The following is a 23,170-nucleotide window of genomic DNA, read 5'->3' on the forward strand; positions in this document are numbered from 1 at the left end:
TCACCGGTGGTGGAATGGGACGCCTGTGGTGGCCGTTAGCATGGGTGTCCGCGCTGAGGCAAGACCATTTGGGAAGGTGTCATGACTGACAACGTCGACGGAATGCCCGCCAAATTCGCGATGCTCGGTCTGACATATGACGACGTGCTGCTGCTGCCCGGCGCCTCCGAGGTGCTGCCGAACGCGGTCGACACCTCGTCCCGGGTCTCGCGCAACGTCCGGGTGAACATCCCGCTGCTGTCCGCCGCCATGGACAAGGTCACCGAGGCGCGGATGGCGATCGCCATGGCGCGGCAGGGCGGCGCGGGCGTGCTGCACCGCAACCTGTCCATCGAGGACCAGGCCAACCAGGTCGACCTGGTCAAGCGCTCCGAGTCCGGCATGGTCACCGACCCGATCACGGTCCGCCCGGACGCCACCCTGGTCGAGGCGGACGCGCTGTGCGCGAAGTTCCGCATCAGCGGCGTGCCGGTCACCGACGAGGCGGGCAAGCTGCTGGGCATCGTCACCAACCGCGACATGGCCTTCGAGCTGGACCGCAGCCGCCAGGTGCGCGAGGTCATGACCCCGATGCCGCTGGTCACCGGCAAGGTCGGCATCTCCGGCGAGGACGCCATCGAGCTGCTGCGCCGCCACAAGATCGAGAAGCTGCCGCTGGTCGACGCGGCGGGCGTGCTCAAGGGCCTGATCACGGTCAAGGACTTCGTGAAGGCCGAGAAGTACCCGAACGCGGCCAAGGACTCCGAGGGCCGCCTGGTCGTCGGTGCCGCGGTGGGCGTCGGCGCCGAGGCGTACGACCGGGCCCAGGCGCTCGTCGAGGCCGGCGCCGACTTCCTGGTCGTGGACAGCGCGCACGGCCACAGCCGCGGCATCCTCGACATGATCGCCAAGGTGAAGTCCAACATCCAGGTCGACGTGGTCGGCGGCAACGTCGCCACCCGCGACGGCGCCCAGGCGCTGATCGACGCCGGCGCGGACGGCATCAAGGTCGGCGTCGGCCCCGGCTCGATCTGCACCACCCGTGTCGTCGCCGGTGTGGGCGTACCGCAGGTCACCGCGATCTACGAGGCCGCGCAGGCGGCGAACGCGGCGGGCGTCCCGCTGATCGGCGACGGCGGCCTGCAGTTCTCCGGTGACATCGCCAAGGCCATCGCGGCCGGCGCGGACACCGTCATGCTGGGCTCGCTGCTGGCCGGCTGCGAGGAGTCGCCGGGCGAGATGGTCTTCATCAACGGCAAGCAGTTCAAGTCGTACCGCGGCATGGGCTCGCTCGGCGCGATGCAGTCCCGCGGCCAGGCGCGCTCCTTCTCCAAGGACCGCTACTTCCAGGACAACGTCCTGTCCGAGGACAAGCTCGTCCCCGAGGGCATCGAGGGCCAGGTCCCCTACCGCGGCCCGCTCGGCTCGGTGGCCCACCAGCTCGTCGGCGGCCTGCGCGCCTCCATGGGCTACGTCGGCTCCGCGAACATCGAGGAGCTGAAGGACAAGGGCCGCTTCGTCCGCATCACGGCCGCGGGCCTGAAGGAGAGCCACCCGCACGACGTCCAGATGGTGACCGAGGCGCCGAACTACGCGCGGCGGTGAGCCGGTAGATCCGGGCACCGGTTCGAGGGGGGCGGATGTTGTACTCGGTGAGTTACAGCGAACGTGCGGCCCACGTCCGTGACGGCCTTCCCGAAGACCGCGGAGCTCTGCTGGAGCGGGGCCTCAGGAAGCTGGCGGACGACCCGCGGCCGGAGGTCTCGCTACCGCTCTCGAAGGACGGGAACACCCGGTCGCTGGCGCTCACCGAGAACATCGCGATCGAGTACGTCATCAGCGAGGGCCTGCTGATCGTCCTCATGGTCCGTGTCGTGGACACCTCGCGGGTGCTCCTCGAAAACGAGGAGTGATCAAGCCCTGATACGTCCCCGGCGTCCCCGGTCGGGGATACTGGGGACGTAATCGTATGGAAGGGCCAACACGTGACTGAGATCGAGATCGGGCGCGGCAAGCGCGGCCGCCGGGCTTACGCCTTCGACGACATCGCCGTCGTACCGAGTCGGCGCACCCGCGACCCGAAGGAGGTCTCGATCGCCTGGCAGATCGATGCCTACCGCTTCGAGCTGCCGTTCCTGGCGGCCCCGATGGACTCGGTCGTCTCGCCGCAGACCGCGATCCGCATCGGCGAGCTGGGCGGCCTGGGCGTGCTGAACCTGGAAGGGCTCTGGACACGCTACGAGGACCCGGAGCCGCTGCTCGCGGAGATCGCGGAGCTGGACGGCGAGGCCGCCACCAAGCGACTTCAGGAGATCTACGCCGCGCCGATCAAGGAAGAGCTGATCGGGCAGCGCATCAAGGAGGTGCGCGACTCCGGTGTGGTCACCGCCGCCGCGCTCTCGCCGCAGCGGACGGCCGAGTTCTCCAAGGCCGTCGTGGACGCGGGCGTGGACATCTTCGTGATCCGCGGCACCACCGTCTCCGCGGAGCACGTCTCCTCGGCCGCCGAGCCGCTGAACCTGAAGCAGTTCATCTACGAGCTGGACGTCCCGGTGATCGTCGGCGGCTGCGCCACGTACACCGCGGCCCTGCACCTGATGCGCACCGGCGCGGCGGGTGTGCTGGTGGGCTTCGGCGGCGGCGCCGCGCACACCACCCGTAACGTGCTCGGCATCCAGGTGCCGATGGCGACCGCGGTGGCCGACGTGGCCGCCGCCCGCCGGGACTACATGGACGAGTCCGGCGGCCGCTACGTCCACGTGATCGCGGACGGCGGCGTGGGCTGGTCGGGCGACCTGCCCAAGGCCATCGCCTGCGGCGCGGACGCGGTCATGATGGGCTCGCCGCTGGCGCGCGCCACGGACGCGCCGGGCCGCGGCCACCACTGGGGCATGGAGGCCGTCCACCCGGACGTGCCGCGCGGCAAGCGCATGGACCTGGGCGCGGTCGGCACCACCGAGGAGATCCTGTGCGGTCCCTCGAACACGCCGGACGGTTCGATGAACTTCTTCGGTGCGCTGCGCCGGGCGATGGCGACCACGGGGTACTCCGAGCTGAAGGAGTTCCAGCGGGTCGAGGTGACGGTGGCGCCGTCGCAGCACGACAAGCGCTGAGCCACAGCTCGTGGACGGGAAGGGCCCGGACCGCACACTCCGTGCGGTCCGGGCCCTTCCCGTCGTGCGGGTGTCAGCCGCCCAGCTTCTTGGTGACCTGGAAGCCGCCGGCCCCGGCCAGCAGGTAGAAGACCGCGTCGATCGGGCCGAGGTAGTCCTTCCACGCGGCGTGGACCAGGTCGAGGTGGCCGGTGGCGACCTCCGGCAGCCCGATGTGCAGGACATCGGCCGTGATCAGGGCGATGCCGAAGACCTGGCCGAGGTAGAGGCCGGCCAGGCCGAGCACCGCGCCGACCACCGGCAGCGCCGCGCTGCGGCCGCCCACCTTGCCCAGTACGGCGCCGATCAGCGCGCCGACGGCGAGCGCCGCGTAACCGATCGAGGCGCCGTCCACGGCCTTGAGCACCGCGCCGTACACACCGGCCGCGACCAGTGTGGTGACGACGCCGAGCAGCACGGCCAGTCCGGCGCTGCCGCGGCGCGCGGGCGGCGGGGCCATCGGTGCCGGGAAGCCGCCCGGTGCGGGAGCGCCGTACGGAGCCTGCGGCGGCTGGTGGGGCTGCTGCGGCTGCTGAGGCGCGGACGGCCAGGGCTGGCTCATGTTCTTCCCCCGGGAGAGACCGTCGCGGTGCCCGTGCGGCACCGGGGACCGGTCGGTGTGATGGACGCGCATACGGGTGATGCGCGGTCACAAATTAACAGACCGGTCTGACATGTCCACTATGAATATATCCCGGACGGTATCCGCGGGGTGTTCCGGAGCCGCGGCTCGGAGCCGCGTTCAGAGCCGGTGTGCCGCGCCGGTCGGCGTCGCCCCCCGGGTGTCCAGCAGCAGCTGGGCCTTCACGGCCAGGCCCTGGAGGTCGTACGTGCGGTGGTGCTGGAGGAGCAGCGTGAGGTCGGCCCCGGCGGCGGCCTCGTAGAGCGCGTCCGCGCGCGGGACCGGCCGGCCGAGGACCTGCCACTGGTGGACGTACGGGTCGTGGTACGTGATGTGCGCGCCCAACTCCATGAGCCGGGAGCCGATTTCGCGGGCCGGGGAGCCTTCCTCGTCACCGATGTCCGGCTTGTACGTGACGCCGAGCAGCAGGACGCGGGCGCCGCGCGCCGACTTGCCGTGCTCGTTGAGCAGGGTGGCGCAGCGCTGTACGACGTACCGCGGCATCCGGGTGTTGACCTCCTGCGCCAGCTCGACCAGCCGCAGCGGGTAGCCCATCGAACGCCCCTTGTACGAGTAGTAGTTGGGGTCGATCGGCGCGGTGTGGCCGCCGACGCCGGGGCCGGGGCGGAACGCCTGGAAGCCGAACGGCTTGGTCTCGGCGCAGCGGATGACGTCCCACAGGTCCACGCCGATGTCGTGGCAGAGCACCGCCATCTCGTTCATGAGCGCGATGTTCAGGTGCCGGTAGTTGGTCTCCAGCAGCTTGGCCGTCTCCGCCTCGCGCGGGCCGCGCGCGCGGACGACCTTGTCGGTGAGCCGCCCGTAGAACGCCGCCGCGGCCTCCGTGCAGGCGGGCGTCAGGCCGCCGATGACCTTCGGGATGCCGCCGTAGCGGTGGGCGCGGCTGCCGGGGTCGTTGCGGGCGGGGGAGTGGGCGAGGTGGAAGTCGCGTCCCGCGGTCAGGCCCGAGCCCGCTTCCAGGAGGGGGCGCAGGAATTCCTCGGTGGTGCCCGGGTAGACGGTGGATTCCAGGATCACCGTGGTGTGCGGGCGCAGGTGCGCCGCCAGTACACGGGCGGCGTCGGCGACCGCGGTCAGGTCGAGGGCGCCGTCCTCGCCGAGCGGGGTGGGGGCGCAGATGACAGCCGTACGGACCCGGCCGAGCACGGCGGGATCGCCGGTGGTGCGGAAACCGGCTGCGAGCAGCCGGCGGATCTCGGGCGCGGTGAGCGCGCCGTGCGTGGCGGGCGGGCGCGTTTCCGCGGACGCGGACGCGGCCGGCGGGTCGGGGTCGTAGCCGATGGTGCGGACGCCGGCGGCGGTGGCGGCCTGGGCGAGGGGGAGGCCGATGTGGCCTAGTCCGATGACGGCGAGGTCTGCGGGCATGGCTGGCTGCCGTCCTTCCCGAGCGGTTCCGGATGGGGCGGTGAAGCATAAGACCATAAGTAGACTAAGCGGACATTTGGCCCAGAATGGGGATTGCAGCGGCCGGGTGTCGCCCGGCCGCCGGAGGGTGGATCCGGGCCGGTGGCGCGGCCAGAATCGACGGACGGGGAGTGTGGCCCCGACCACAGCGGGAGGCAGCGGTGAGGACAGCGACACTCGGACCGGCCCAGCGTGCCGAAGCGCTCGCCCGGATGGCGGAACGGGAGCTGGATGTTTTGGTGGTCGGCGGCGGGGTGGTCGGTGCCGGTACGGCGCTGGACGCGGCGACCCGCGGGCTGGACACCGGGCTGGTCGAGGCCCGCGACTGGTCCTCGGGCACGTCGAGCCGGTCGAGCAAGCTCGTCCACGGCGGCCTGCGCTACCTGGAGATGCTGGACTTCGCGCTCGTACGGGAAGCGCTGAAGGAGCGCGGCCTGCTCCTGGAGCGGCTCGCGCCGCACCTGGTCAAGCCGGTCCCGTTCCTCTACCCGCTCACCCACAAGGGCTGGGAGCGCTGGTACGCGGGCTCCGGCGTCGCGCTCTACGACGGCATGTCGGTCTCCTCGGGGCACGGCCGCGGCCTGCCCGTACACCGGCACCTCTCGCACAAGCGCGCCCTCAGAGTGGCGCCCTGCCTGAAGAAGGACGCCCTGGTGGGCGCGTTGCAGTACTACGACGCCCAGGTGGACGACGCCCGCTTCGTGATGAACCTCGTACGGACCGCCGCGCTGTACGGCGCGGAGGCCGCCAACCGGGCCCGGGTGGTCGGCTTCCTGCGCGAGGGCGAACGCGTCGTCGGCGCGCGGGTCGAGGATGTCGAGGCGGGCGGTGAGTACGAGGTGCGGGCGCGTCAGGTCGTGAACGCGACCGGCGTGTGGACCGACGACACGCAGGCCCTGATCGGCGAGCGCGGCCAGTTCCACGTACGGGCGTCGAAGGGCATCCACCTGGTCGTGCCCAAGGACCGCATCCACTCCACGACCGGGCTGATCCTGCGCACGGAGAAGAGCGTGCTGTTCGTGATCCCGTGGGGCCGGCACTGGATCGTCGGCACCACCGACACGGACTGGGACCTGGACAAGGCCCACCCGGCCGCGTCCAGCGCCGACATCGACTACCTGCTGGAGCATGTGAACTCGGTGCTCGCGACGCCGCTGACCCGCGACGACGTCGAGGGCGTCTACGCGGGCCTGCGCCCCCTGCTGGCCGGCGAGTCGGACGCGACCAGCAAGCTGTCGCGCGAGCACACCGTCGCGCACCCGGTGCCGGGCGTCGTGGTGGTCGCGGGCGGCAAGTACACGACGTACCGCGTCATGGCCAAGGACGCGGTGGACGAGGCGGTGCACGCGCTCGACCAGCGGGTCGCCGAGTGCGTCACGGAGGACACACCGCTCGTCGGCGCGGAGGGCTACAAGGCGATGTGGAACGCCCGCGCCCAGACCGCCGCACGCACCGGTCTGCACGTGGTGCGCGTCGAGCACCTGCTGAATCGTTACGGCGCACTGGCCGACGAACTCCTCGACCTCATCGTGACCGACCCCGGCCTCGGCGAGCCGCTCGCCGCCGCCGACGACTACCTGCGCGCCGAGGTGGTCTACGCCTGCACCCACGAAGGGGCACGCCACCTCGACGACGTCCTCACCCGGCGCACCCGCATCTCCATCGAGACCTTCGACCGGGGCACCCGCAGCGCGCGCGAGTGCGCCGAGCTGATGGCCCCGGTGCTCGGCTGGGACGCGGACCAGATCGACCGCGAGGTCGAGCACTACGAGAAGCGGGTCGAGGCGGAGCGGGAGTCGCAGCGGCAGCCGGACGACCTGACGGCCGACGCGGCGCGGCTGGGGGCGCCGGACATCGTGCCGCTGTAATCCGAAGACGCCGATACGCACGAGCCGGTTGCAGCCGGCGGCGGAATTCCGCCGCCGGCTGCGGTGCGGACGGCGCCGGCGGGGGTGTGGACGGCGCCGGCGGGGGTGCGTCTCAGTGTCGTTCCCGGCCCCGTTCCTGCCCTCGTGTTCGCCTCCCGGAGCCCGGCCGCACCGCGCCGACGATGCCCTCGTCGGCGACAGCGCCGCCCGTACGGGCCATCATGGCGGGTGCACAACAGGCGCCGAGTCGTGGACCCTGGCCTTCCCCACAGGCGCGGATGAGAGAGAATGAAGGCTCCGCCAGGGTGGGTTGTCCGAGTTGGGCCAGTTTGGTGATCGACGTGTGTTCGAGATGCCAACTCGGCTGGATTGCAGAGGGGATTCAGTGGGCGACGAGGTCGAGATGGACGGCAAGGAGGGCAGGCTGCTCGCCGGCCGGTACCGGCTCGCCGAAGTCCTCGGCCGGGGCGGAATGGGTACGGTCTGGCGCGCAACGGACGAAGTGCTCGGCCGTACGGTCGCGGTCAAGGAACTGCGCTTCCCTGGCGGGGTCGAGGAGGACGAGAAGCGCCGGCTGATCACCCGTACGCTGCGGGAGGCCAAGGCGATCGCCCGGATCCGCAACAACGGCGCGGTGACGGTCTACGACGTGGTCGACGAGGACGACCGCCCGTGGATCGTCATGGAGCTGGTCGAGGGCCGCTCGCTCGCCGAGGTGGTGCGCGACGACGGCGCCCTGACGCCGCGCCGGGCGGCGGAGGTCGGCCTCGCCGTCCTCGACGTGCTGCGTGCCGCGCACCGCGAGGGCATCCTGCACCGCGACGTGAAGCCCTCCAACGTCCTGATGTCCGACGACGGGCGGGTGGTGCTCACCGACTTCGGCATCGCCCAGGTGGAGGGCGACCCCTCGCTGACCTCGACCGGCATGCTGGTCGGCGCGCCGTCCTACATATCGCCCGAGCGGGCGCGCGGCCAGAAGCCCGGCCCCCCGGCCGACCTGTGGTCGCTGGGCGGCCTGCTGTACGCGTGCGTCGAGGGCGTGCCCCCGTACGACAAGGGCTCGGCGATCGCCACGCTGACCGCGGTGATGACCGAGCCGCTGGAGCCGCCCAAGAGCGCCGGCATGCTCGAAGAGGTCATCTACGGGCTGCTCGTGAAGGACCCGGCGGCGCGCCTCGACGACCGGGGTGCGCGGGCGCTGCTCCTGGACGCGGCCAACGCGCCGGAGGACACCGGCCCGGAACCGCCCGCTCCGGATGCCACGCGCGCGATGGCGCTGCCGGTCGTACCGGAGGAGCCTCCGGTCAAGGCCAAGGACCGCGCCCGCGACAAGGACCGGGACCAGGCGCGCCCGAAGCCGCCGGCGTCGCGTCCGCAGTGGAAGCCGAAGCCGCGCGCGAAGGAGGACGAGAGACGCGCGCCGGGGACGGGCCGCGGCAGCGCGACCGGGGCGCCGGGCGCCCGCGCGGCCTCCGCGTCCGCCCCGCTCACGGACACTTCTCGTACAGGTACAGGTACGAGTGCGGGTACGGGCTCGGGCCCCAGGGCGGCGTCCACCGCCTCGACGACGCGCGGCACCACCACCGGCCAGTCGCGGACCGACTCGACCAACGGGCCGAAGAACTGGCCGACCGCGGTCGGTTCCGCCGGGCGTACGGGCTTCGAGTCGGAGAGTGCCAAGGAGAAGGTCCGCAACGCGCTCCAGGCGGTGCGCAAGGCGGCGACCGCCGCTGCCGCCGCGGCCCGCCCGGAGGCCAAGCCGTCCGACGGCACGCGCCCGTCCGGCCCGCCGAAGGCGTCCGTCACCGACGTCGTGCCGCGCCGTACGCTCGTCATCGCCGCGGTGGTCGTGGTGCTCGCCGTCCTGGGCACGGTGCTGGCCTTCGCGCTGAGCGGTGACGACGAGAAAGGCGGCGGCAAGGCCGCGGGCACGGCCGCCACCGGGCAGGCCGACCCGTCCAAGGACGGTTCCGGGAAGGCCGCCGACGGCAATGCGGCACAGCCGACGGACGGCAAGCCGGGCGCCCGGGGCGGCCGGAGCGGCAAGCCGGGCGGCGGCGGCAAGGACAAGGCGGGCCTGCCGCAGGGGTACGGAACCGTCTCGAACGCCGGGTTCCACTTCTCCGTCGCGCTGCCGCCCGGCTGGAAGCAGACGGACACGGCCGGCCAGAACTCCGGCGCCATCTACAGCGCCGGAGGCGGCTTCCCGCGCGTCCAGATCGACTACAACGCCAAGCCCGGCAGCGACGCGGCGGCGGCCTGGCGCAGCCTGGAGCCGGCGGTCGGCCGCAGCAGCGAGAACTACCACCGCATCGACATCAAGCCGGTCGCCTGGCGGGGCTACCCGACGGTGGCCGACTGGTCGTTCACCCGCAAGCAGGGCGGCCAGGACGTCCGCGTGCTCAACCGCGGCTTCCGCGCCGACGACCAGCACGGCTACGCGATCATGATCACCTGCAAGGCGGACGCCTGGGACGCGGCGGAGTGCCGCCAGTTGAGGGACACCGCTTTCGCGACATTCCAGGTGAAGGACTGACCTTCCGCGGCGCCCGTACCGCAGAGGTGCGCAGGCCGACGCGGTGTGCGCGGTGACGGCCGCCGGGCGGCGGCGAAGTCGTGGGGAAGCTGTTGGCCGGAGCGCTCCTCAACCCACGCCTCCGGCACGTATCGTGAGACCCCGAAGACCGTACGCAGCCGCAATCGGAAGGAATGCGACCGGTTTTGACCACCGTGGGTAACCGGTGGGACCGGGCGCTCCCGGACAAAAACGGGCAGGCGGCGTGAATCGCGCGCTGGGGAGGCGTCGTGGACGAGTACGCGGGAAGAGTGCTCGCCGAGCGCTACCGCCTGCCGGTGCCGCCGTCGGACGAGTACGAGTTCGCCGAGACCCGCGCCTTCGACACCTACAGCGGCCAGGAGGTCCTGGTGCGCCAGGTGCCGCTGCCCGAGGTCGTGGACGCGGAGCTGCTGGACGCCGGGGGACCGGCCGGGCGGCCCGCGCCGGGCGCCCGCGGACACCGGACGTCCGGCGCCGACCGTACGCCGCACGACCCCGCCGTACGCCGCGCCCTGGAGGCCGCGACCGCCGCGGCCCGGCTGCCCGACCACCCGCAGCTGGACCAGGTCTTCGACGTCTTCGCCCAGGACGGCAGCCTGTGGATCGTCAGCGAACGCGTCGCCGCCCGGCCGCTCGCCGCGCTGCTCGCCGAACGCACCCTCACCCCGCACCGCGCCGCCGAGGTCGCCGCCGACCTCCTCACCGCACTGCGCGCCCTGCACGCGCACGGCTGGACACACCGCAACATCACCGTCCGCACGGTCCTGGTCTGCGACGACGGCCGGGCCATCCTGACCGGCCTGGCCGCGGGCGCGGCGGAGGAGGCGCTGTGCGGGTACGACCCGGTGCCGGGGGAAGAGGAGCGGCCGTCGGCGCCGGGCCATGCCGCGGCGCCGGTTCCGCACCAGGCCATGGCGTCGGAGCCGGTGCCGCACCAGACCGCGGCGTCGGAGCCGGTGCCGCACCGGACCACGGCATCGGCACCGGTTCCGCACCAGGCCACGGCGCCGGACCGGGCTCCCGGAGCGGGTGCCGCGCCCCCGCCCGAGGCGGACGCCCGCCGGGCGCGCGCGGGCGCCATCGCCGCCTACCAGGCGGGCGCCCGGGCGGCGGCGGCCCGTACGTCCACTGAGGCCCCTCGTACGCCCGAGGCCCCCCACGCCTCCGGGCAACCCCACCCACCCGCCAAGGACAGTGGTTCCGCCACCGGCCACCCCGCCGACGCGCACTTCAGCCCGTACCGCGATCACATCGCCGCGCCGACGGTGCCGGAGCAGCCGGGCAGCGCCACGTACGGCGGCAGCCTGCCGGGCCCGGGGCCGCGCACCGGGGGCGGCACGATTCCGCACCTGCCCGCTCCCCAGCTGCCCGCGCAGTCGCCCGCACCGGCAGCGGACGCCCGGCTGGAGAAGACCACCGCCCCGAAGCCCGGCACCACCGACCCGAGACCCAACACCCCCGATCCCACTTCCACTCCCACCCCCACTCCCTCCTACGGACGCCCCGGCGCCGCCCTGGCCGCCGAGCGCGCCCGCCAGGTACGCATCAACGTCGTCGGCCCGGTCACCGAGCGCTGGGCGCCGGAGCAGGCCGGCCCGGTGCACGCCAACTGGCAGCTCGCGCCCCCGGTCGGTCCCGCCACCGACCTGTGGGCGGTCGGCGCGCTGCTGTTCCGCATCGTGCAGGGCCACTCCCCGTACCCGGAGGACAGCGCCGCCGAACTGGTGCAGCTGGTGTGCTCGGAGCCGCCCTCGTACGCCGAGGAGTGCGGCGCGCTGCGGCCGGTCGTCGAGTCGCTGATGCGGCAGGACCCGGCCGACCGTCCGGACTTCGAGGAACTGCGCGGCTGGCTGCGGTCGCTGATCCGTACGGCTCCGGAGCCGGAGGTGGGCAGCCGGGTCGTGACCGTACCGTCGCTGGAGGGACCCGTCGACTCCCGGCGGCTGCCGATCCTGCGGCGCCGGGGCGAACTGGTCCGCAAGGGGCGGCACAAGAAGGCGCGCCAGTCCCGGCCGCCGCGCCCCGCGAAGCCTCCGCGGCAGCCGAAGGGCAAGCGCCAGGCCGTGGCGTACCGGGAAACCACCCAGCACACCCAGCCGGGCCTCACCGAGGCCCCCGCCCAGCAGCCGGGAGCCCACGCACCCCACCTGGCGGCGACGCTCCCGCCACAGCCGACCGCCCGCCCCCACCCCGCAGAGGCCCACCACCCCGAGCAGCGCCACTCCGAACAGCTCCACTCCGAGCAGTACCAGTCCGAGCAGCACCACTCCGAACAACCCCTCCCACCCCGCGCCCGTCCCCCGCGGCAGCCCAAACCGGCCCGCGCCCCCAAGCCGCCGCGCCCCGCCAAGCAGATCCGGCGTATCCAAGGGGCGACGCCACCGGGCGGCGGACGCGGCCCGCGCCGGCTGGGGCGGCTGCTCGTGGGGCTGGTGTTCCTGCTGCTGACGGGGGCGGTGCTGTACGCGGTGCTGTTCATGCCGAAAGCCGGGTCGGACGAGCGCGGCGCGGCCAGCGTCCGCCAGCGCGAGGCCTCCGTGGGCACGCGGAACTCCACGCCGGACAACGGTCCCGGCACCCGCCCCGACGACCAGGGCTCGCGCGCGCGGCAGCCGCAGACCACCGAACCGGCCGACCTCGCCGAGGGCTTCGAGGTGCGCAAGGACCCGAAAGGCTTCCAGGTCGCCGTCCACAAGGGCTGGCAGCGCCGCGGGGAGAACGAACGCGGCCAGACCCGCTACCTGGGCAACGGTTTCGAGCTGCTGATCGTGCCCGGCCGCGACACCACGTCCCGCTACGGCACCGATCCGATGGCCTACCAGCAGGACAAGGAGGCCGAACTCGCCCCGTACCGCGAGTCCAGCTGGTCCGGCTCCTCGGGCCTGCGCCGTATCGACGTGGGCAAGGCCGCGATGGCGGAGGGCACCTTCACCTGGCAGGACACCAGCGGCCGACAGGTCTACGTACGTAACTTAGCCATGATCCACAACGGTCGCTACCACATCATCCAGGTCCTCGGCCCGGACAACGAACGGCGCGAGGTGGACCGGATGTACGAGCAGGCGACGGGGTCGTACCGGCCCAACTAGCGTGCTTTTAGGGAGCGTTGTCCCGGCCGTCGCTTCTACGCGCTCAGCTCCCGCTCCAAAGGCGTACGGAACCGAGGAGTGACCCGCACGCCCCCGATCCATTCGCGCAGCCGTTCCGCCTCAAGGCGTACGGCCTCGGTCGCCTCCTGGCCGACATCGGTCAGCAGGCGCCAGACGATGTCCCCCTCCGCGCGCTGGGCCCAGCCGCCGACGATGTGGCCGTTCCACCAGACGGTGGGGCCGATGTTGCCGCTGCGGTCGAAGAGGGGGCGGACGTGATCCGGGTCGAGGTACCAGTCCCGGGACTTCCAGCCCATGGCGGTCGGGTCGAGCGCGGGCAGCAGGGCGGCCCACGGGGCCGGTTCCGGGACTGGGGACAGGTCGTCGGGGAGGGCCAGGCCGGGGCCCTCGGCGAGGTCCACGTCGACCGCGCCCGCCGCGGCGGCGGCCCGGCGGGTGTCGGTGAGGGTCCAGCCGGTCCACCACTTGAGGTCGTCGGCCGTGGCCGGGCCGTATGACGCCAGCCAGTGGCGGGCGAGCTGCGTCCTGGCCTCGGCGGGGTCCGGTGCGTCCGGGCAGGCGAAGACGGTGCCCGGTGTCCAGCGGAAGGAGCTGCTGGTCCAGCCGCCGCGCGGCCGTCCGCGCCGGATGCGGCCCTCGGCGGCGAGGGTGCGCAGGATACGGCTGGAGACCGCGACGGTGGCCTCGTACGACTTGCCGGGGAAGGACACGATCGTCGTCCGCAGCTCGGGGACGTCGGCGGCGAGGTCGGCGGCGGTGGCCTCGCCGCGTGCCTCCAGGGCGGCGAGGGTCCTCGCCTCCACTTCGGCCAGCCGCCGTGCGTCCCAGTCCGGCAGCCCTTCCGTGATCCATTTGGTCAGGTCGCGCCGCTCCTTGGCGGCGACCGCGACGGCGGCGGCCCCGGCGACCACGGGGGCCAGTGTGGTGCTGACGGCGAAGAGCGTACGGCGCATGCACAGCATCCGGACGAGGGTGCGGTCCTCGTAGAGGGCGCGGTCCAGTGCGGCCGGGTCCGGGTCGGCCAGCCGGGCGCGGACCGAGAGGTGGACGGTGGCGGCGTCCGTGGCGTGCAGCCCGAGCAGCGCGTCCGCGGCCTCCTCCGCCGTGGCGGCCTTGGCGGAGGCGGCGAGCCGGTGCCGGTGCCCGAGGCGGGCCCGGCGCTGGGCGGCGTCGATGCGGGGGCGCGGGGAGGCGGCGGTGCTCATGGTGGTGACCGTACGGGGGATGTAGGGCGGAGGTGGTCCGCTACGGCGGTCGCCCCCCGGTGTGGCGGGTCCGTATGACGCCTTGTCGGCCTACGGGTGTCCGGCTACCGTCATAACTGACGGCCCGTCAGTTTCAGCTCGCGACGGCCCGTCGGCCACCGGCCGGGGAACCGCGTGAGGGGAACCAGATGGAGCTACCGCGCATCGTCAGCGTCGACGATCACGTCATCGAGCCGGCGCACCTCTTCGAGACCTGGCTGCCCGCGAAGTACCGCGAGCTCGGGCCGCAGCCGTTCACCGCGGGGATCGGGGAGCTGGCGTACGTCGGCGGGAAGTACAGGTTCACGACGGACCCGGAAGGCCAGCTGACGGACTGGTGGCGGTACGAGGGTGATCTCTTCCCGTACAAGCGGATCATCGCGGCCGTCGGCTTCTCCCGGGACGAGATGACCCTCGACGGCATCACCCGCGAGCAGATGCGCCCCGGCTGCTGGGACCCGAAGGCGCGCCTGGCGGACATGGACCTCAACCACGTCGAGGCGTCACTGTGCTTCCCGACCTTCCCCCGCTTCTGCGGCCAGACCTTCGCCGAAGCGCGCGACAAGGAGGTCGCCCTGGCGTGCGTGCGGGCGTACAACGACTGGATGGTGGAGGAGTGGTGCGGGGACAGCGGCGGGCGGCTGATCCCGCTGTGCCTGATTCCGCTGTGGGACGTCGGCCTGGCGGTCGCCGAGATACGGCGGAACGCGGCGCGCGGCGTGCGGGCCGTGACGTTCAGCGAGATACCGACCTACCTCGGCCTGCCGTCGATCCACTCGGGGTACTGGGACCCGTTCTTCGCGGCCTGCGAGGAGACCGGCACGGTGGTCAACATGCACATCGGGTCCAGCTCGCAGATGCCCGCCGCCTCCCCCGACGCGCCGCCCGCCGTACAGGCGTCGCTGAGCTTCAACAACGCCATGGCGTCGATGATGGACTTCCTCTTCAGCGGCGTGCTGGTGCGCTTTCCGCTCCTCAAACTCGCGTACAGCGAGGGGCAGATGGGCTGGATCCCGTACGCCCTGGAGCGCGCGGACGACGTGTGGGAGGAGCACCGCGCCTGGGGCGGCGTGCGCGACCTGATCCCCGAGCCGCCCTCCACGTACTACTACCGGCAGATCTTCTGCTGCTTCTTCCGCGACAAGCACGGCATCGCCTCGCTCGACGTGGTCGGCCGGGACAACGCGACCTTCGAGACCGACTACCCGCACGTCGACTCGACGTTCCCGCACACCAAGGAGGTCGCCCTCGACCACGTACGGGGGCTGGACGACGAGACCGTCCTCAAGCTGATGCGCGGCAACGCGATCCGCATGCTGGGGCTGGACCTGGACTGACGGACCTCGACCAAACGGGCCCCGACCGACGGACCTCGACTTGACGGACCTCGACCGACGGGCCCTGACCGACGGGTTCCGACCGACGGACCTCGACCGATGGATGCCGACTGATGGATCTCACGTACACGCCCGAGGAGGAGGACTTCCGGGCGCGGCTGCGGGAGTGGCTGGCCAAGGCGCTCCCGGAGCTGCCCGCGCGGCCCGATCCGCTGGACTGGCCCGGCCGGCGCGCGTACGACCTCGGCTGGCAGCGGCGGCTGTACGACGCCGGGTACGGCAGCCTGCACTGGGACGCCCCGCCCGCCCTCCGGCTGATCTTCCTGGAGGAGACGGAGCTCGCCGGAGCGCCGTATGTCGGCGCCAACTTCGTCGGGCTGCTGCACGCCGGGCCGACCATCGCCGCCGAGGGCACGGACGAGCAGCGCGCCCGCTGGCTGCCGCCGATCCTGCGCGGCGAGGCGGTCTGGTGCCAGGGCTTCAGCGAACCGGACGCGGGCTCCGACCTCGCCGCCCTGCGCACCCGCGCCGTACGGGACGGCGACGACTACGTGATCACCGGGCAGAAGACCTGGACCTCGCACGCGGAGATCGCCGACTGGTGCGAACTGCTGGTGCGCACGGACCCCGAGGCGCCCCGGCACCGGGGCATCTCCTGGCTGGCGATGCCGATGGACGCGCCCGGGATCACCGTACGGCCGCTGCGCACGCTCGCCGGGCCCGCCGAGTTCGCCGAGGTCTTCCTCGACGAGGTGCGGGTCCCGGTGGCCAACCGGGTCGGCGCCGAGCACGACGGCTGGCGCGTCACCATGGTCACGCTGTCCTTCGAGCGGGGCACCGCCTTCGTCGGCGAGGTCGTCGCCTGCCGCCGTACGCTCGGCGGGCTGGCCCGTACGGCACGGGCGAACGGCCGCTGGGACGACCCGGTGCTGCGCCGCCGGCTGGGCCGGCTGAACGCCGAGTTCACGGCGCTGTGGCGGCTCATCCAGTGGAACGTCGGTGCGGGCGGGGAGGCGGGCGGGGCGCCGGGCGCGGGCGGTTCGGTGTTCAAGCTGCGCTATTCACAGGCCCGCCAGGAGCTGTACGACGCAGCCGCCGAGGTGCTGGGCGCGTCCGGCGCGCTGGACGCGGACCAGGAGTGGACGGCGGCCCGGCTGTCGTCCCTCTCGTACACGATCGCCGCCGGCACGTCGCAGATCCAGCGCAACATCATCGCCGAGCGCATCCTCGGCCTGCCGAAGGGACGGTGAGCGGGCCCGTGGACCTGCGACCCACCGCCGATCAACGGGCCTTGCAGACGTCGGCGCGGGACCTGCTGGCGCGCCGCTTCGGGCGGGACCGGCTGCGCGCTGCGGTGGACGACCCGGCGCTCGACCGCGCGCTCTGGCGCGAACTGGGCGCGGCCGGGTTCTTCGCGCTGCGGCTGCCGGAGGCGGACGGCGGGGTGGGACTCGGGCTGCCGGACGCGGTGCTGGTCTTCGAGGAGGCGGGGCGGGCGCTGCTGCCGGGGCCGCTGGTGGCGGGGCACCTCCTCGCGGGGGTGGTGCCGGGCGCGGCCACCGGGGAGCGGGTGGTGGGGCTGTGCGACGTGGGGACGGGCGGGGCGCGGCTGTGGGAACACCCTGAGGACTGCGATGAGTTGATCATGGTTGAGGATGCGGGTCCGGACGCCTCCTGTGGGGACGGGCCGGACGCCTCTTCCGGGGACGGACCGGGCGCCTCCTCCGGGTGCGGGCCGGACACCTCCTCCGGGGACGGGCCGGACGCATACTGGAACGCTCCCGACTGGCCCACCCTGGCCCCCCTCCGCTCCATCGACCCGCTCACGCCGCTGGCGCGCGTCGTGTCCTACCCGCGCCGTGCCCCGCGCGCGCTCGACGTACCGCGGCTGCGCCGCGAAGCCACTCTGCTGACCGCCGCGCTCCAGCTAGGCAGCGCTGCCCGTACGGTCGAGATGGCCGTGGAACACGCCGGGCGGCGTGAGCAGTTCGGGGTACGGATCGGAGCGTTCCAGGCGGTGAAACACCTGTGCGCCGAGATGCTGATACGAGTGGATATCGCGCGAAGTGCCGTCTATGCGGCTTCGCTCACCGGACAGTCACTCCCAGTAATCGGAGCGAAGGTGCTCGCCGACGAGGCGGCGGTGCGCAACGCCCGGGACTGCCTCCAGGTGCACGGCGGTATGGGCTTCACTTGGGAGGCCGATGTACATCTGCATCTCAAACGTGCGTGGTTGCGCCTCGAACAATGGCAGAGCGGGGCAAAGGCGGAAGAAGCCCTCGCCGAGGCCCTGCTGGCCGACGCCGCCGCCGTGTAGTGCGTTGTGCGCGGAATGTCGGATTCCGTACACACAAGCGGTCACAGAGGGTCGATATCGGGTTGTGTCCTAGGCGTAACTCGTCACAGGGGGGAGTCGGCGCCGTGCTCGGGTACGCTCCCTTGGGTGCGAGTGGTTCTGAGGCGCAACTGTTCCCGTGGGGTCGTGGAGACCGACCCGGGATACCGAATGCGCTCCACTCGCCCTCGAAGGAGGGGCGGAAGGCCCTCTTGTTCGACTCCCGGCAAAGCGCGTCGCACAGTATGCAGCATGCATACTCCCTTGCGCTGGAATATGCCCGAAGCGCTTGTTGGGGTGACTGAACGTCAACCATGCTGTGCATCACCGGGGTCACGGAGTGTGACCTCGATGAGGCGCGAGGCGATGTGTCCGCCGGTTCGGATGGTGTGAGCGGTGCAGGTGCTTCAGGTGCAGTTGGAAGTCCGGCCCGACCCCTCGGAGGTGGGGCGGGCCCGGAGGTGGGCCAGGTCGCGGCTGGCCGGGTCGGGCATAGGGGCCGACGAGCCGCTGGCGGAGACACTGATCCTGTTGATCTCCGAGTTGGTCACCAATGCCGTCGTCCACACCGGGAACCCCGCCGAGCTGCGGATGTGCTTCTCGGGTTCCGGCGCCGCGGTGGGCACCGTACGGGTCGAAGTCGCCGACCGCAGCGCCCGCGCCCCACGCCCCCGGCGCGCGGACGGCGACGACACGAACGGCCGTGGCCTGGAGCTGGTCGACGGGCTCGCGGACCGCTGGGGCTGGCGGCCCGAGGGCACCGGCAAGAGCATCTGGTGCGAGGTGGACCGCGGCCGGTCGATGCTGCTGGCGGCGGGGTCGGACCTGGGCGCGTACGACACCCACTGCGCCGTGCCGCACCGCGCGTGACCGGCCGCGGGTAACCGGAGGAAAGTCCAGACCAGGTGTTGACGTGACGTGTTCGCGTGATCACGCTTGGGTGGAGCGATTCGCCGCGAGGGGACGTCGAGGCCACGGGGGCCGGTGCCTCGGCGAGAGCGGGTCGTGTCCCGTAGCCGGGTGGTGGTCCGCGGTGCGACGCTCGGGGTACGCATGGGCGTACCGCCGCCCGGCTGGGGCAGGCGGCTTTCTTTCCCCGGATTTTTTCCCGGTCGGTACGGCCGGACCGCCTCGCTGTTTCGTACGCCCGGCCCGCCTCACAGCACCGCGACCGGTGCCACCGGGCTCCCGCTGCCGCCGGCGAACGGCTCGGCCATCGCCGTGAGGAAGAACGCGTAGCGGCCCTCCTCGGCGCAGGCCGCCGCCAGCTCCTCCAGATTCCAGTTCTGGCCCTGGATCATGCCCATCTCCACCAGGTGCAGCGCGTGCACGGGCATCCAGAGGTTGTCGACCTCCGGCGGGAAGATCTCGAAGGTGAGGGTGTCGTTGGCGACGGCCGCGACATCCCGCGCGTGGAACCACTCGGGCGTACGGATCGACAGCCCCGGGGACGGAAGGGCGTACGCGTCCCGGTCGCCCGCCAGATAGTGGCGCATCTGCCCCGTACGTACGAGAACGATGTCGCCGGACCGTACCGCCGTCCCCGCCAACTCCTCCGCCGCATCGAGATCGTCCGGGCTGACCGCGTGCGCGGCGGGCAGCCGTCCGGGCGGCCCGGCGGCGCCGGCGCGCACCCGGGCCACGTCGAGCAGTACGCCGCGCGAGACGATCGGGGGCGCCTTCTCGATGCCTAGGACGGCGGCGCCGCCGTGCGCGGTGACGGAGGCGGCGGGGCGGCCGTTGTAGAGCCGCCCCGAGTGTGAGACGTGGGTGAGGCCGTCCCAGTGGGTGCCCGCCTGGAGGCCCATGGTGACGGCATCGTCCGAGGTGGCGACCGTACCGGGCCCGAACAGCTCCTGATTGATCGCGATCATGGTGTGCAGCGGGTTGATCCGGCCGGGGATCAGGCCGGTCTGTACGCCGTCCTGCCGTAGCGGCAGCGCGAGCGGAATCCGGCGGCCGGTCCGCACGGTGGCGGCGGCCTCCCGTACGACCTCGGGCGTCAGCAGGTTCAGCGTGCCGATCTCGTCGTCCGCGCCCCAGCGGCCCCAGTTGTTCACGCGCTCGGCGAGGTCGTGGAACTCGGCGGGCATGGTCATGGGCCCTCCTTGGGCTGTGCCGGGTCCGGTCGGGCTGCGCCGGGTCGTGCCGGGTCCGGTCGGGCTGCGCCGGGTCGTGCCGGGTCCGGTCGGGCTGCGCCGGGTCGTGCCGGATCGTGCCGGGCTGCGCCGGGTCTTGTGCTCGGTACCGGTCTGCTCAAAAATCTAACGGGCCGTCAGAAACTCCGGGAAGGGGCGCGGCATGGGGAACTTCTTGGCGGGCAAGGTGGTCGCCGTCACCGGCGCGGGCCGCGGCATCGGCCGCGCGGTGGCCCTCGCCTGCGCCGGGCAGGGCGCCCGGGTGGTCGTCAACGACTACGGGGTGTCCGTCGCGGGCGCCGAGCCGAGCAGCGAGGTCGCCGAAGCGGTGGCCAAGGAGATCGAGCAGGCCGGTGGCGAGGCGGTCGCGGTGGCGGACGACGTGTCCACCATGGCGGGCGGCCAGCGCGTCGTGGACACGGCGCTCACCCGGTACGGGCGCATCGACGGCGCGGTCTGCGTGGCCGGCATCCTGCGCGAGCGCATGCTGTTCAACATGACCGAGGAGGAGTGGGACCCGGTCGTCGCGACGCACCTGAAAGGCACGTTCACCGTCTTCCGCGCGGCCTCCGCCGTCATGCGCCGCCAACGGTCCGGCACCCTCATCGGCTTCACCAGCGGCAACCACCAGGGCAGCGTCTCCCAGGCCAACTACGCGTCGGCCAAGGGCGGCGTCATCTCCCTGGTACGCAGCGCCGCACTCGGCCTGAGCCGGTACGGCGTGACCGCCAACGCGGTGGCGCCGGTCGCCCGGACGCGGATGTCCGCGGGCGTACCGATGGAGCTGACGGAGATCGGCGAGCCCGAGGACGTCGCGGCCCTGGTCGTGTACCTGCTCAGCGAGCGCGCCGCGGCGGAACGGATCACCGGGCAGGTCTACACGGCCGCCGGGCCGAAGATCGCGGTCTGGGCCCAGCCGAGGGAACTGCGCTCGGCGTACGCGGAGGGCGGGTGGACGCCGGAGAAGATCGCGGAGGTGCTGCCGGGGGCGGTGGGGGTGGATCCGATGCCTTTGCTGGAGCGGGTGGAGGCGATGGCTGCGGCGGCGGCCGAGGGGCAGCGCCCCAACCAGTAGCCGGGCTGGACCGGGTCGTGGCGACGTGGGGGGGGGCTTACGGTGGATTTCTCGTTCGGGGAAGAGGAAGCGGTCTTCCGGGAGGAGGCCCGTGGCTGGCTCGTGCGGCACCTGGGCTCGGTTGCTCGTTCTGACGACTGGCGCGTTCGTCTGGCCTGGGAGCGCGAGCTGGGCCGGGCCGGGTGGATCGGGATCGGGTGGGACCGTGCCCACGGCTCGTACGGGAACCGGGCGGCCACGCTCACGCAGCAGGTGGTGTGGGCGGAGGAGTACGCGGCGGCGCGTGCGCCGGAGCGGGTGGGGCACATCGGTGAGCACCTGCTCGCTCCCACCGTGCTCGCGTACGGGGACGCCGCGCAGCGGGATCGTTTCCTCCCGCCCGTCGCGCGGGGCGAGGAACTGTGGTGCCAGGGGTACAGCGAGCCCGGCGCGGGTTCCGACCTGGCCGCGGTCCGTACGGCGGCCGTACGGGACGGGGCCGTCTACCGGCTCACCGGGCAGAAGATCTGGACCTCGCTGGCGCGCGAGGCCGACTGGATCTTCGTGCTCGCCCGGACCGACCCGGACGGGCACCGGCACCGCGGACTGTCCTTCCTGCTGGTGCCCATGGACCAGCCGGGGCGGATCGAGGTGCGGCCGATCCGGCAGCTGACGGGCACGGCCGAGTTCAACGAGGTGTTCTTCGACGGCGCGGTGGCGCGGGCCGAGCACGTGGTCGGGGGGCCCGGGGCCGGGTGGCGGGTGGCGATGGGGCTGCTGGCGCTGGAGCGTGGCGTCTCCACGCTCGCCCAACAGGTCGCGTTTGCACGCGAGTTGACTGAAGTAATCCACGAGGCCGTACGGACCGGCGCGGCGGACGATCCCGTACTGCGGGACCGGCTCGTACGGCAGTGGGCCGAGCTGCGCGTCATGCGCTGGAACGCGCTGCGCACCCTCGGGCCCGCCGCCGGTGACGCGGGCGCGCCCAGTGTGGCGAAGCTGCTGTGGGCCGGGTGGCACCAGCGGATGGGGGAGCTGGCGATGCACGTACGGGGAGCGGGCGCGGCGTCCGGGCCGGGGGACTGGTCGGCGGACGCCCCGTACGAACTCGACGCGGCACAGCGGCGGTTCCTGTTCAGCCGGGCCGACACGGTCTACGGCGGGTCGGACGAGATCCAGCGCAGCATCATCGCCGGGCGTGTGCTCGGCCTCGACGGAGGGCGGAAGCGCTGATGAGGGGCGTCATCTTCGAGGGCGGGCAGCCGCCGCGGGTCGTGGCCGACCTGGAGGTACGGGGGCCGGGGCCCGGCGAGGTGCTGGTCGGCATCCGGGCGGCGGGGCTGTGCCACAGCGATGTGTCAGTGGTCGATGGGACGATTCCTTATCCGGTGCCCGTGGTGCTGGGGCACGAGGGCGCGGGCGTGGTCGAGGAGGTGGGGGACGGGGTCACACACGTAGCGGCAGGAGATCATGTCGCGCTGTCCACGCTGGCCAACTGCGGGACGTGCGCGGAGTGCGACCGCGGCCGGCCCACGATGTGCCGCGCGTCGATCGGCAGGCCCGGCAAGCCGTTCCGGCACGGCGGCCGGGCGGTGTACGGCTTCGCGTCCAACTCGGCCTTCGCGGAGCGCACGGTCGTCAAGGCCGTGCAGGCGGTGCGGATCGCCCGGGAGATCCCGCTGACCTCGGCGGCGCTGATCGGGTGCGGCGTACTGACCGGGGTCGGCGCCGTCCTGAACCGCGCGCGGGTGGAGCCGGGGGACACGGTGGTGGTCATCGGCACGGGCGGCATCGGGCTGAACGTCCTCCAGGGCGCCCGGCTGGCCAACGCCTCGGTGATCGTCGCGGTGGACGTCAACCCGGCGAAGGAGACGGTGGCGCGGCAGTTCGGGGCGACGCACTTCGTCGACGCGTCGGCGGTGCCGGACACGGTCGAGGCCGTGCGGACCGTGCTGCCGACCGGCGCCGACCACACCTTCGAGTGCGTGGGCAGCGTGCGGCTGATCCGGCAGGCCGTGGACCTCCTCGACCGGCACGGGCAGGCGGTCCTGCTCGGCGTACCGCCGGCCGCCGCCGAGGCGTCGTTCCCGGTCGCGTCGATGTACCTGGACAAGTCCATCCTGGGCTGCCGCTACGGCTCCGCCCGCCCGCAGCGCGACATCGCCCGCTACGCCCGCCTCTACGCCGAGGGCCGCCTCCTCCTGGACGAGCTGGTGACCAGGACGTACGCGATCGAGGACTTCCCGAAGGCGGTGGAGGACATGCGGCGGGGGCGGCTGGCCAGAGGGGTGCTGACGTTCTGACCCCCTCCCGTCCCAGGCCCCCGTCCCAGGCCCCCCATCCCCGGAC

General features: G+C 72.8%; 17 protein-coding genes. 13 read left to right on the forward strand and 4 right to left on the reverse strand.

Annotated features, from left to right (window positions below; translation table 11 throughout):
* Positions 1-81 precede the first annotated feature (81 nt).
* The 3 genes from guaB to IH45_RS0129350 all read left to right on the forward strand — a co-directional run bounded on the left by guaB (position 82) and on the right by IH45_RS0129350 (position 3,092).
* On the forward strand, positions 82-1,584 hold the full coding sequence (guaB, locus tag IH45_RS0129340) for an IMP dehydrogenase (RefSeq protein ID WP_030675077.1): 1,503 nt from the start codon (positions 82-84) through the stop codon (positions 1,582-1,584).
* 47 nt (positions 1,585-1,631) lie between these two features.
* Positions 1,632-1,892: a hypothetical protein gene (locus IH45_RS0129345; protein ID WP_234440721.1), complete on the forward strand. Its 261-nt coding sequence runs from the start codon at positions 1,632-1,634 to the stop codon at positions 1,890-1,892.
* A 72-nt stretch (positions 1,893-1,964) separates the two neighbouring features.
* On the forward strand, positions 1,965-3,092 hold the full coding sequence (locus IH45_RS0129350; RefSeq protein ID WP_030675082.1) for a GuaB3 family IMP dehydrogenase-related protein: 1,128 nt from the start codon (positions 1,965-1,967) through the stop codon (positions 3,090-3,092).
* A 73-nt stretch (positions 3,093-3,165) separates the two neighbouring features.
* On the opposite strand, the gene IH45_RS0129355 is transcribed toward IH45_RS0129350, so the two are convergent.
* Positions 3,166-3,765: a hypothetical protein gene (locus IH45_RS0129355; RefSeq protein WP_050515267.1), complete on the reverse strand. Its 600-nt coding sequence runs from the start codon at positions 3,763-3,765 to the stop codon at positions 3,166-3,168.
* 108 nt (positions 3,766-3,873) lie between these two features.
* Complete coding sequence (locus tag IH45_RS0129360) at positions 3,874-5,139, reverse strand: nucleotide sugar dehydrogenase (RefSeq protein ID WP_030675089.1); 1,266 nt, start codon at positions 5,137-5,139, stop codon at positions 3,874-3,876.
* 200 nt (positions 5,140-5,339) lie between these two features.
* On the opposite strand from IH45_RS0129360, the gene IH45_RS0129365 reads away from it, so the two are divergent.
* The 3 genes from IH45_RS0129365 (at position 5,340) to IH45_RS0129375 (ending at position 12,692) form a co-directional block, all read left to right on the forward strand.
* Positions 5,340-7,046 carry a glycerol-3-phosphate dehydrogenase/oxidase gene (locus IH45_RS0129365; RefSeq protein WP_030675092.1) on the forward strand — a complete coding sequence of 569 codons (1,707 nt, stop codon included), beginning with the start codon at positions 5,340-5,342 and terminating at the stop codon, positions 7,044-7,046.
* Between the two features lie 385 nt (positions 7,047-7,431).
* Positions 7,432-9,582, forward strand: coding sequence for a serine/threonine-protein kinase (locus IH45_RS0129370; RefSeq protein WP_030675095.1), 2,151 nt, complete (start codon positions 7,432-7,434; stop codon positions 9,580-9,582).
* 269 nt (positions 9,583-9,851) lie between these two features.
* The gene (locus tag IH45_RS0129375) at positions 9,852-12,692 is read left to right on the forward strand and encodes a protein kinase (RefSeq protein WP_030675098.1); all 2,841 of its coding nucleotides are present in this window, start codon (positions 9,852-9,854) and stop codon (positions 12,690-12,692) included.
* 35 nt (positions 12,693-12,727) lie between these two features.
* On the opposite strand, the gene IH45_RS0129380 is transcribed toward IH45_RS0129375, so the two are convergent.
* Positions 12,728-13,918: a winged helix DNA-binding domain-containing protein gene (locus tag IH45_RS0129380; protein WP_030675100.1), complete on the reverse strand. Its 1,191-nt coding sequence runs from the start codon at positions 13,916-13,918 to the stop codon at positions 12,728-12,730.
* A gap of 188 nt (positions 13,919-14,106) precedes the next feature.
* Between IH45_RS0129380 and IH45_RS0129385 the strand changes: the two genes are divergently transcribed.
* From IH45_RS0129385 to IH45_RS0129400, 4 genes are all read left to right on the forward strand, one after another.
* Positions 14,107-15,294: an amidohydrolase family protein gene (locus tag IH45_RS0129385; RefSeq protein ID WP_030675103.1), complete on the forward strand. Its 1,188-nt coding sequence runs from the start codon at positions 14,107-14,109 to the stop codon at positions 15,292-15,294.
* Between the two features lie 113 nt (positions 15,295-15,407).
* Positions 15,408-16,544: an acyl-CoA dehydrogenase family protein gene (locus IH45_RS0129390; RefSeq protein ID WP_030675105.1), complete on the forward strand. Its 1,137-nt coding sequence runs from the start codon at positions 15,408-15,410 to the stop codon at positions 16,542-16,544.
* Between the two features lie 8 nt (positions 16,545-16,552).
* Entirely contained in the window at positions 16,553-17,611 is a 1,059-nt protein-coding gene (locus IH45_RS0129395) for an acyl-CoA dehydrogenase family protein (RefSeq protein WP_032918655.1), read from the forward strand.
* Between the two features lie 414 nt (positions 17,612-18,025).
* Entirely contained in the window at positions 18,026-18,499 is a 474-nt protein-coding gene (locus IH45_RS0129400; protein ID WP_030675112.1) for an ATP-binding protein, read from the forward strand.
* Positions 18,500-18,786: 287 nt separating this feature from the next.
* Here the strand turns inward: IH45_RS0129400 and IH45_RS0129405 are convergent, their stop codons facing one another.
* Positions 18,787-19,728, reverse strand: coding sequence for a cyclase family protein (locus tag IH45_RS0129405; protein ID WP_030675115.1), 942 nt, complete (start codon positions 19,726-19,728; stop codon positions 18,787-18,789).
* 202 nt (positions 19,729-19,930) lie between these two features.
* On the opposite strand from IH45_RS0129405, the gene IH45_RS0129410 reads away from it, so the two are divergent.
* The 3 genes from IH45_RS0129410 to IH45_RS0129420 are packed head-to-tail and all read left to right on the forward strand — an operon-like array spanning position 19,931 to position 23,124.
* On the forward strand, positions 19,931-20,842 hold the full coding sequence (locus IH45_RS0129410) for an SDR family oxidoreductase (RefSeq protein ID WP_030675118.1): 912 nt from the start codon (positions 19,931-19,933) through the stop codon (positions 20,840-20,842).
* Between the two features lie 42 nt (positions 20,843-20,884).
* Complete coding sequence (locus tag IH45_RS0129415) at positions 20,885-22,054, forward strand: acyl-CoA dehydrogenase family protein (protein WP_030675120.1); 1,170 nt, start codon at positions 20,885-20,887, stop codon at positions 22,052-22,054.
* Complete coding sequence (locus IH45_RS0129420) at positions 22,054-23,124, forward strand: Zn-dependent alcohol dehydrogenase (protein WP_030675123.1); 1,071 nt, start codon at positions 22,054-22,056, stop codon at positions 23,122-23,124. Before IH45_RS0129415 ends, IH45_RS0129420 begins: the two co-directional genes overlap by 1 nt.
* Positions 23,125-23,170 lie beyond the last annotated feature (46 nt).

This window comes from Streptomyces rimosus subsp. rimosus, from assembly GCF_000720725.1.
In the GTDB taxonomy this organism is placed as follows: Bacteria; Actinomycetota; Actinomycetes; order Streptomycetales; family Streptomycetaceae; genus Streptomyces; species Streptomyces rimosus_A.

What these genes read in the sequence shown, in the direction of transcription:
- guaB (WP_030675077.1), top strand. Translation starts at nt 82, where the DNA reads ATGACTGACAACGTCGACGGAATGCCCGCCAAATTCGCGATGCTCGGT.
- IH45_RS0129355 (WP_050515267.1), bottom strand. Translation starts at nt 3,765, where the DNA reads ATGCGCGTCCATCACACCGACCGGTCCCCGGTGCCGCACGGGCACCGC.
- IH45_RS0129360 (WP_030675089.1), bottom strand. Translation starts at nt 5,139, where the DNA reads ATGCCCGCAGACCTCGCCGTCATCGGACTAGGCCACATCGGCCTCCCC.
- IH45_RS0129380 (WP_030675100.1), bottom strand. Translation starts at nt 13,918, where the DNA reads ATGAGCACCGCCGCCTCCCCGCGCCCCCGCATCGACGCCGCCCAGCGC.
- IH45_RS0129385 (WP_030675103.1), top strand. Translation starts at nt 14,107, where the DNA reads ATGGAGCTACCGCGCATCGTCAGCGTCGACGATCACGTCATCGAGCCG.
- IH45_RS0129390 (WP_030675105.1), top strand. Translation starts at nt 15,408, where the DNA reads ATGGATCTCACGTACACGCCCGAGGAGGAGGACTTCCGGGCGCGGCTG.
- IH45_RS0129405 (WP_030675115.1), bottom strand. Translation starts at nt 19,728, where the DNA reads ATGACCATGCCCGCCGAGTTCCACGACCTCGCCGAGCGCGTGAACAAC.
- IH45_RS0129410 (WP_030675118.1), top strand. Translation starts at nt 19,931, where the DNA reads ATGGGGAACTTCTTGGCGGGCAAGGTGGTCGCCGTCACCGGCGCGGGC.
- IH45_RS0129420 (WP_030675123.1), top strand. Translation starts at nt 22,054, where the DNA reads ATGAGGGGCGTCATCTTCGAGGGCGGGCAGCCGCCGCGGGTCGTGGCC.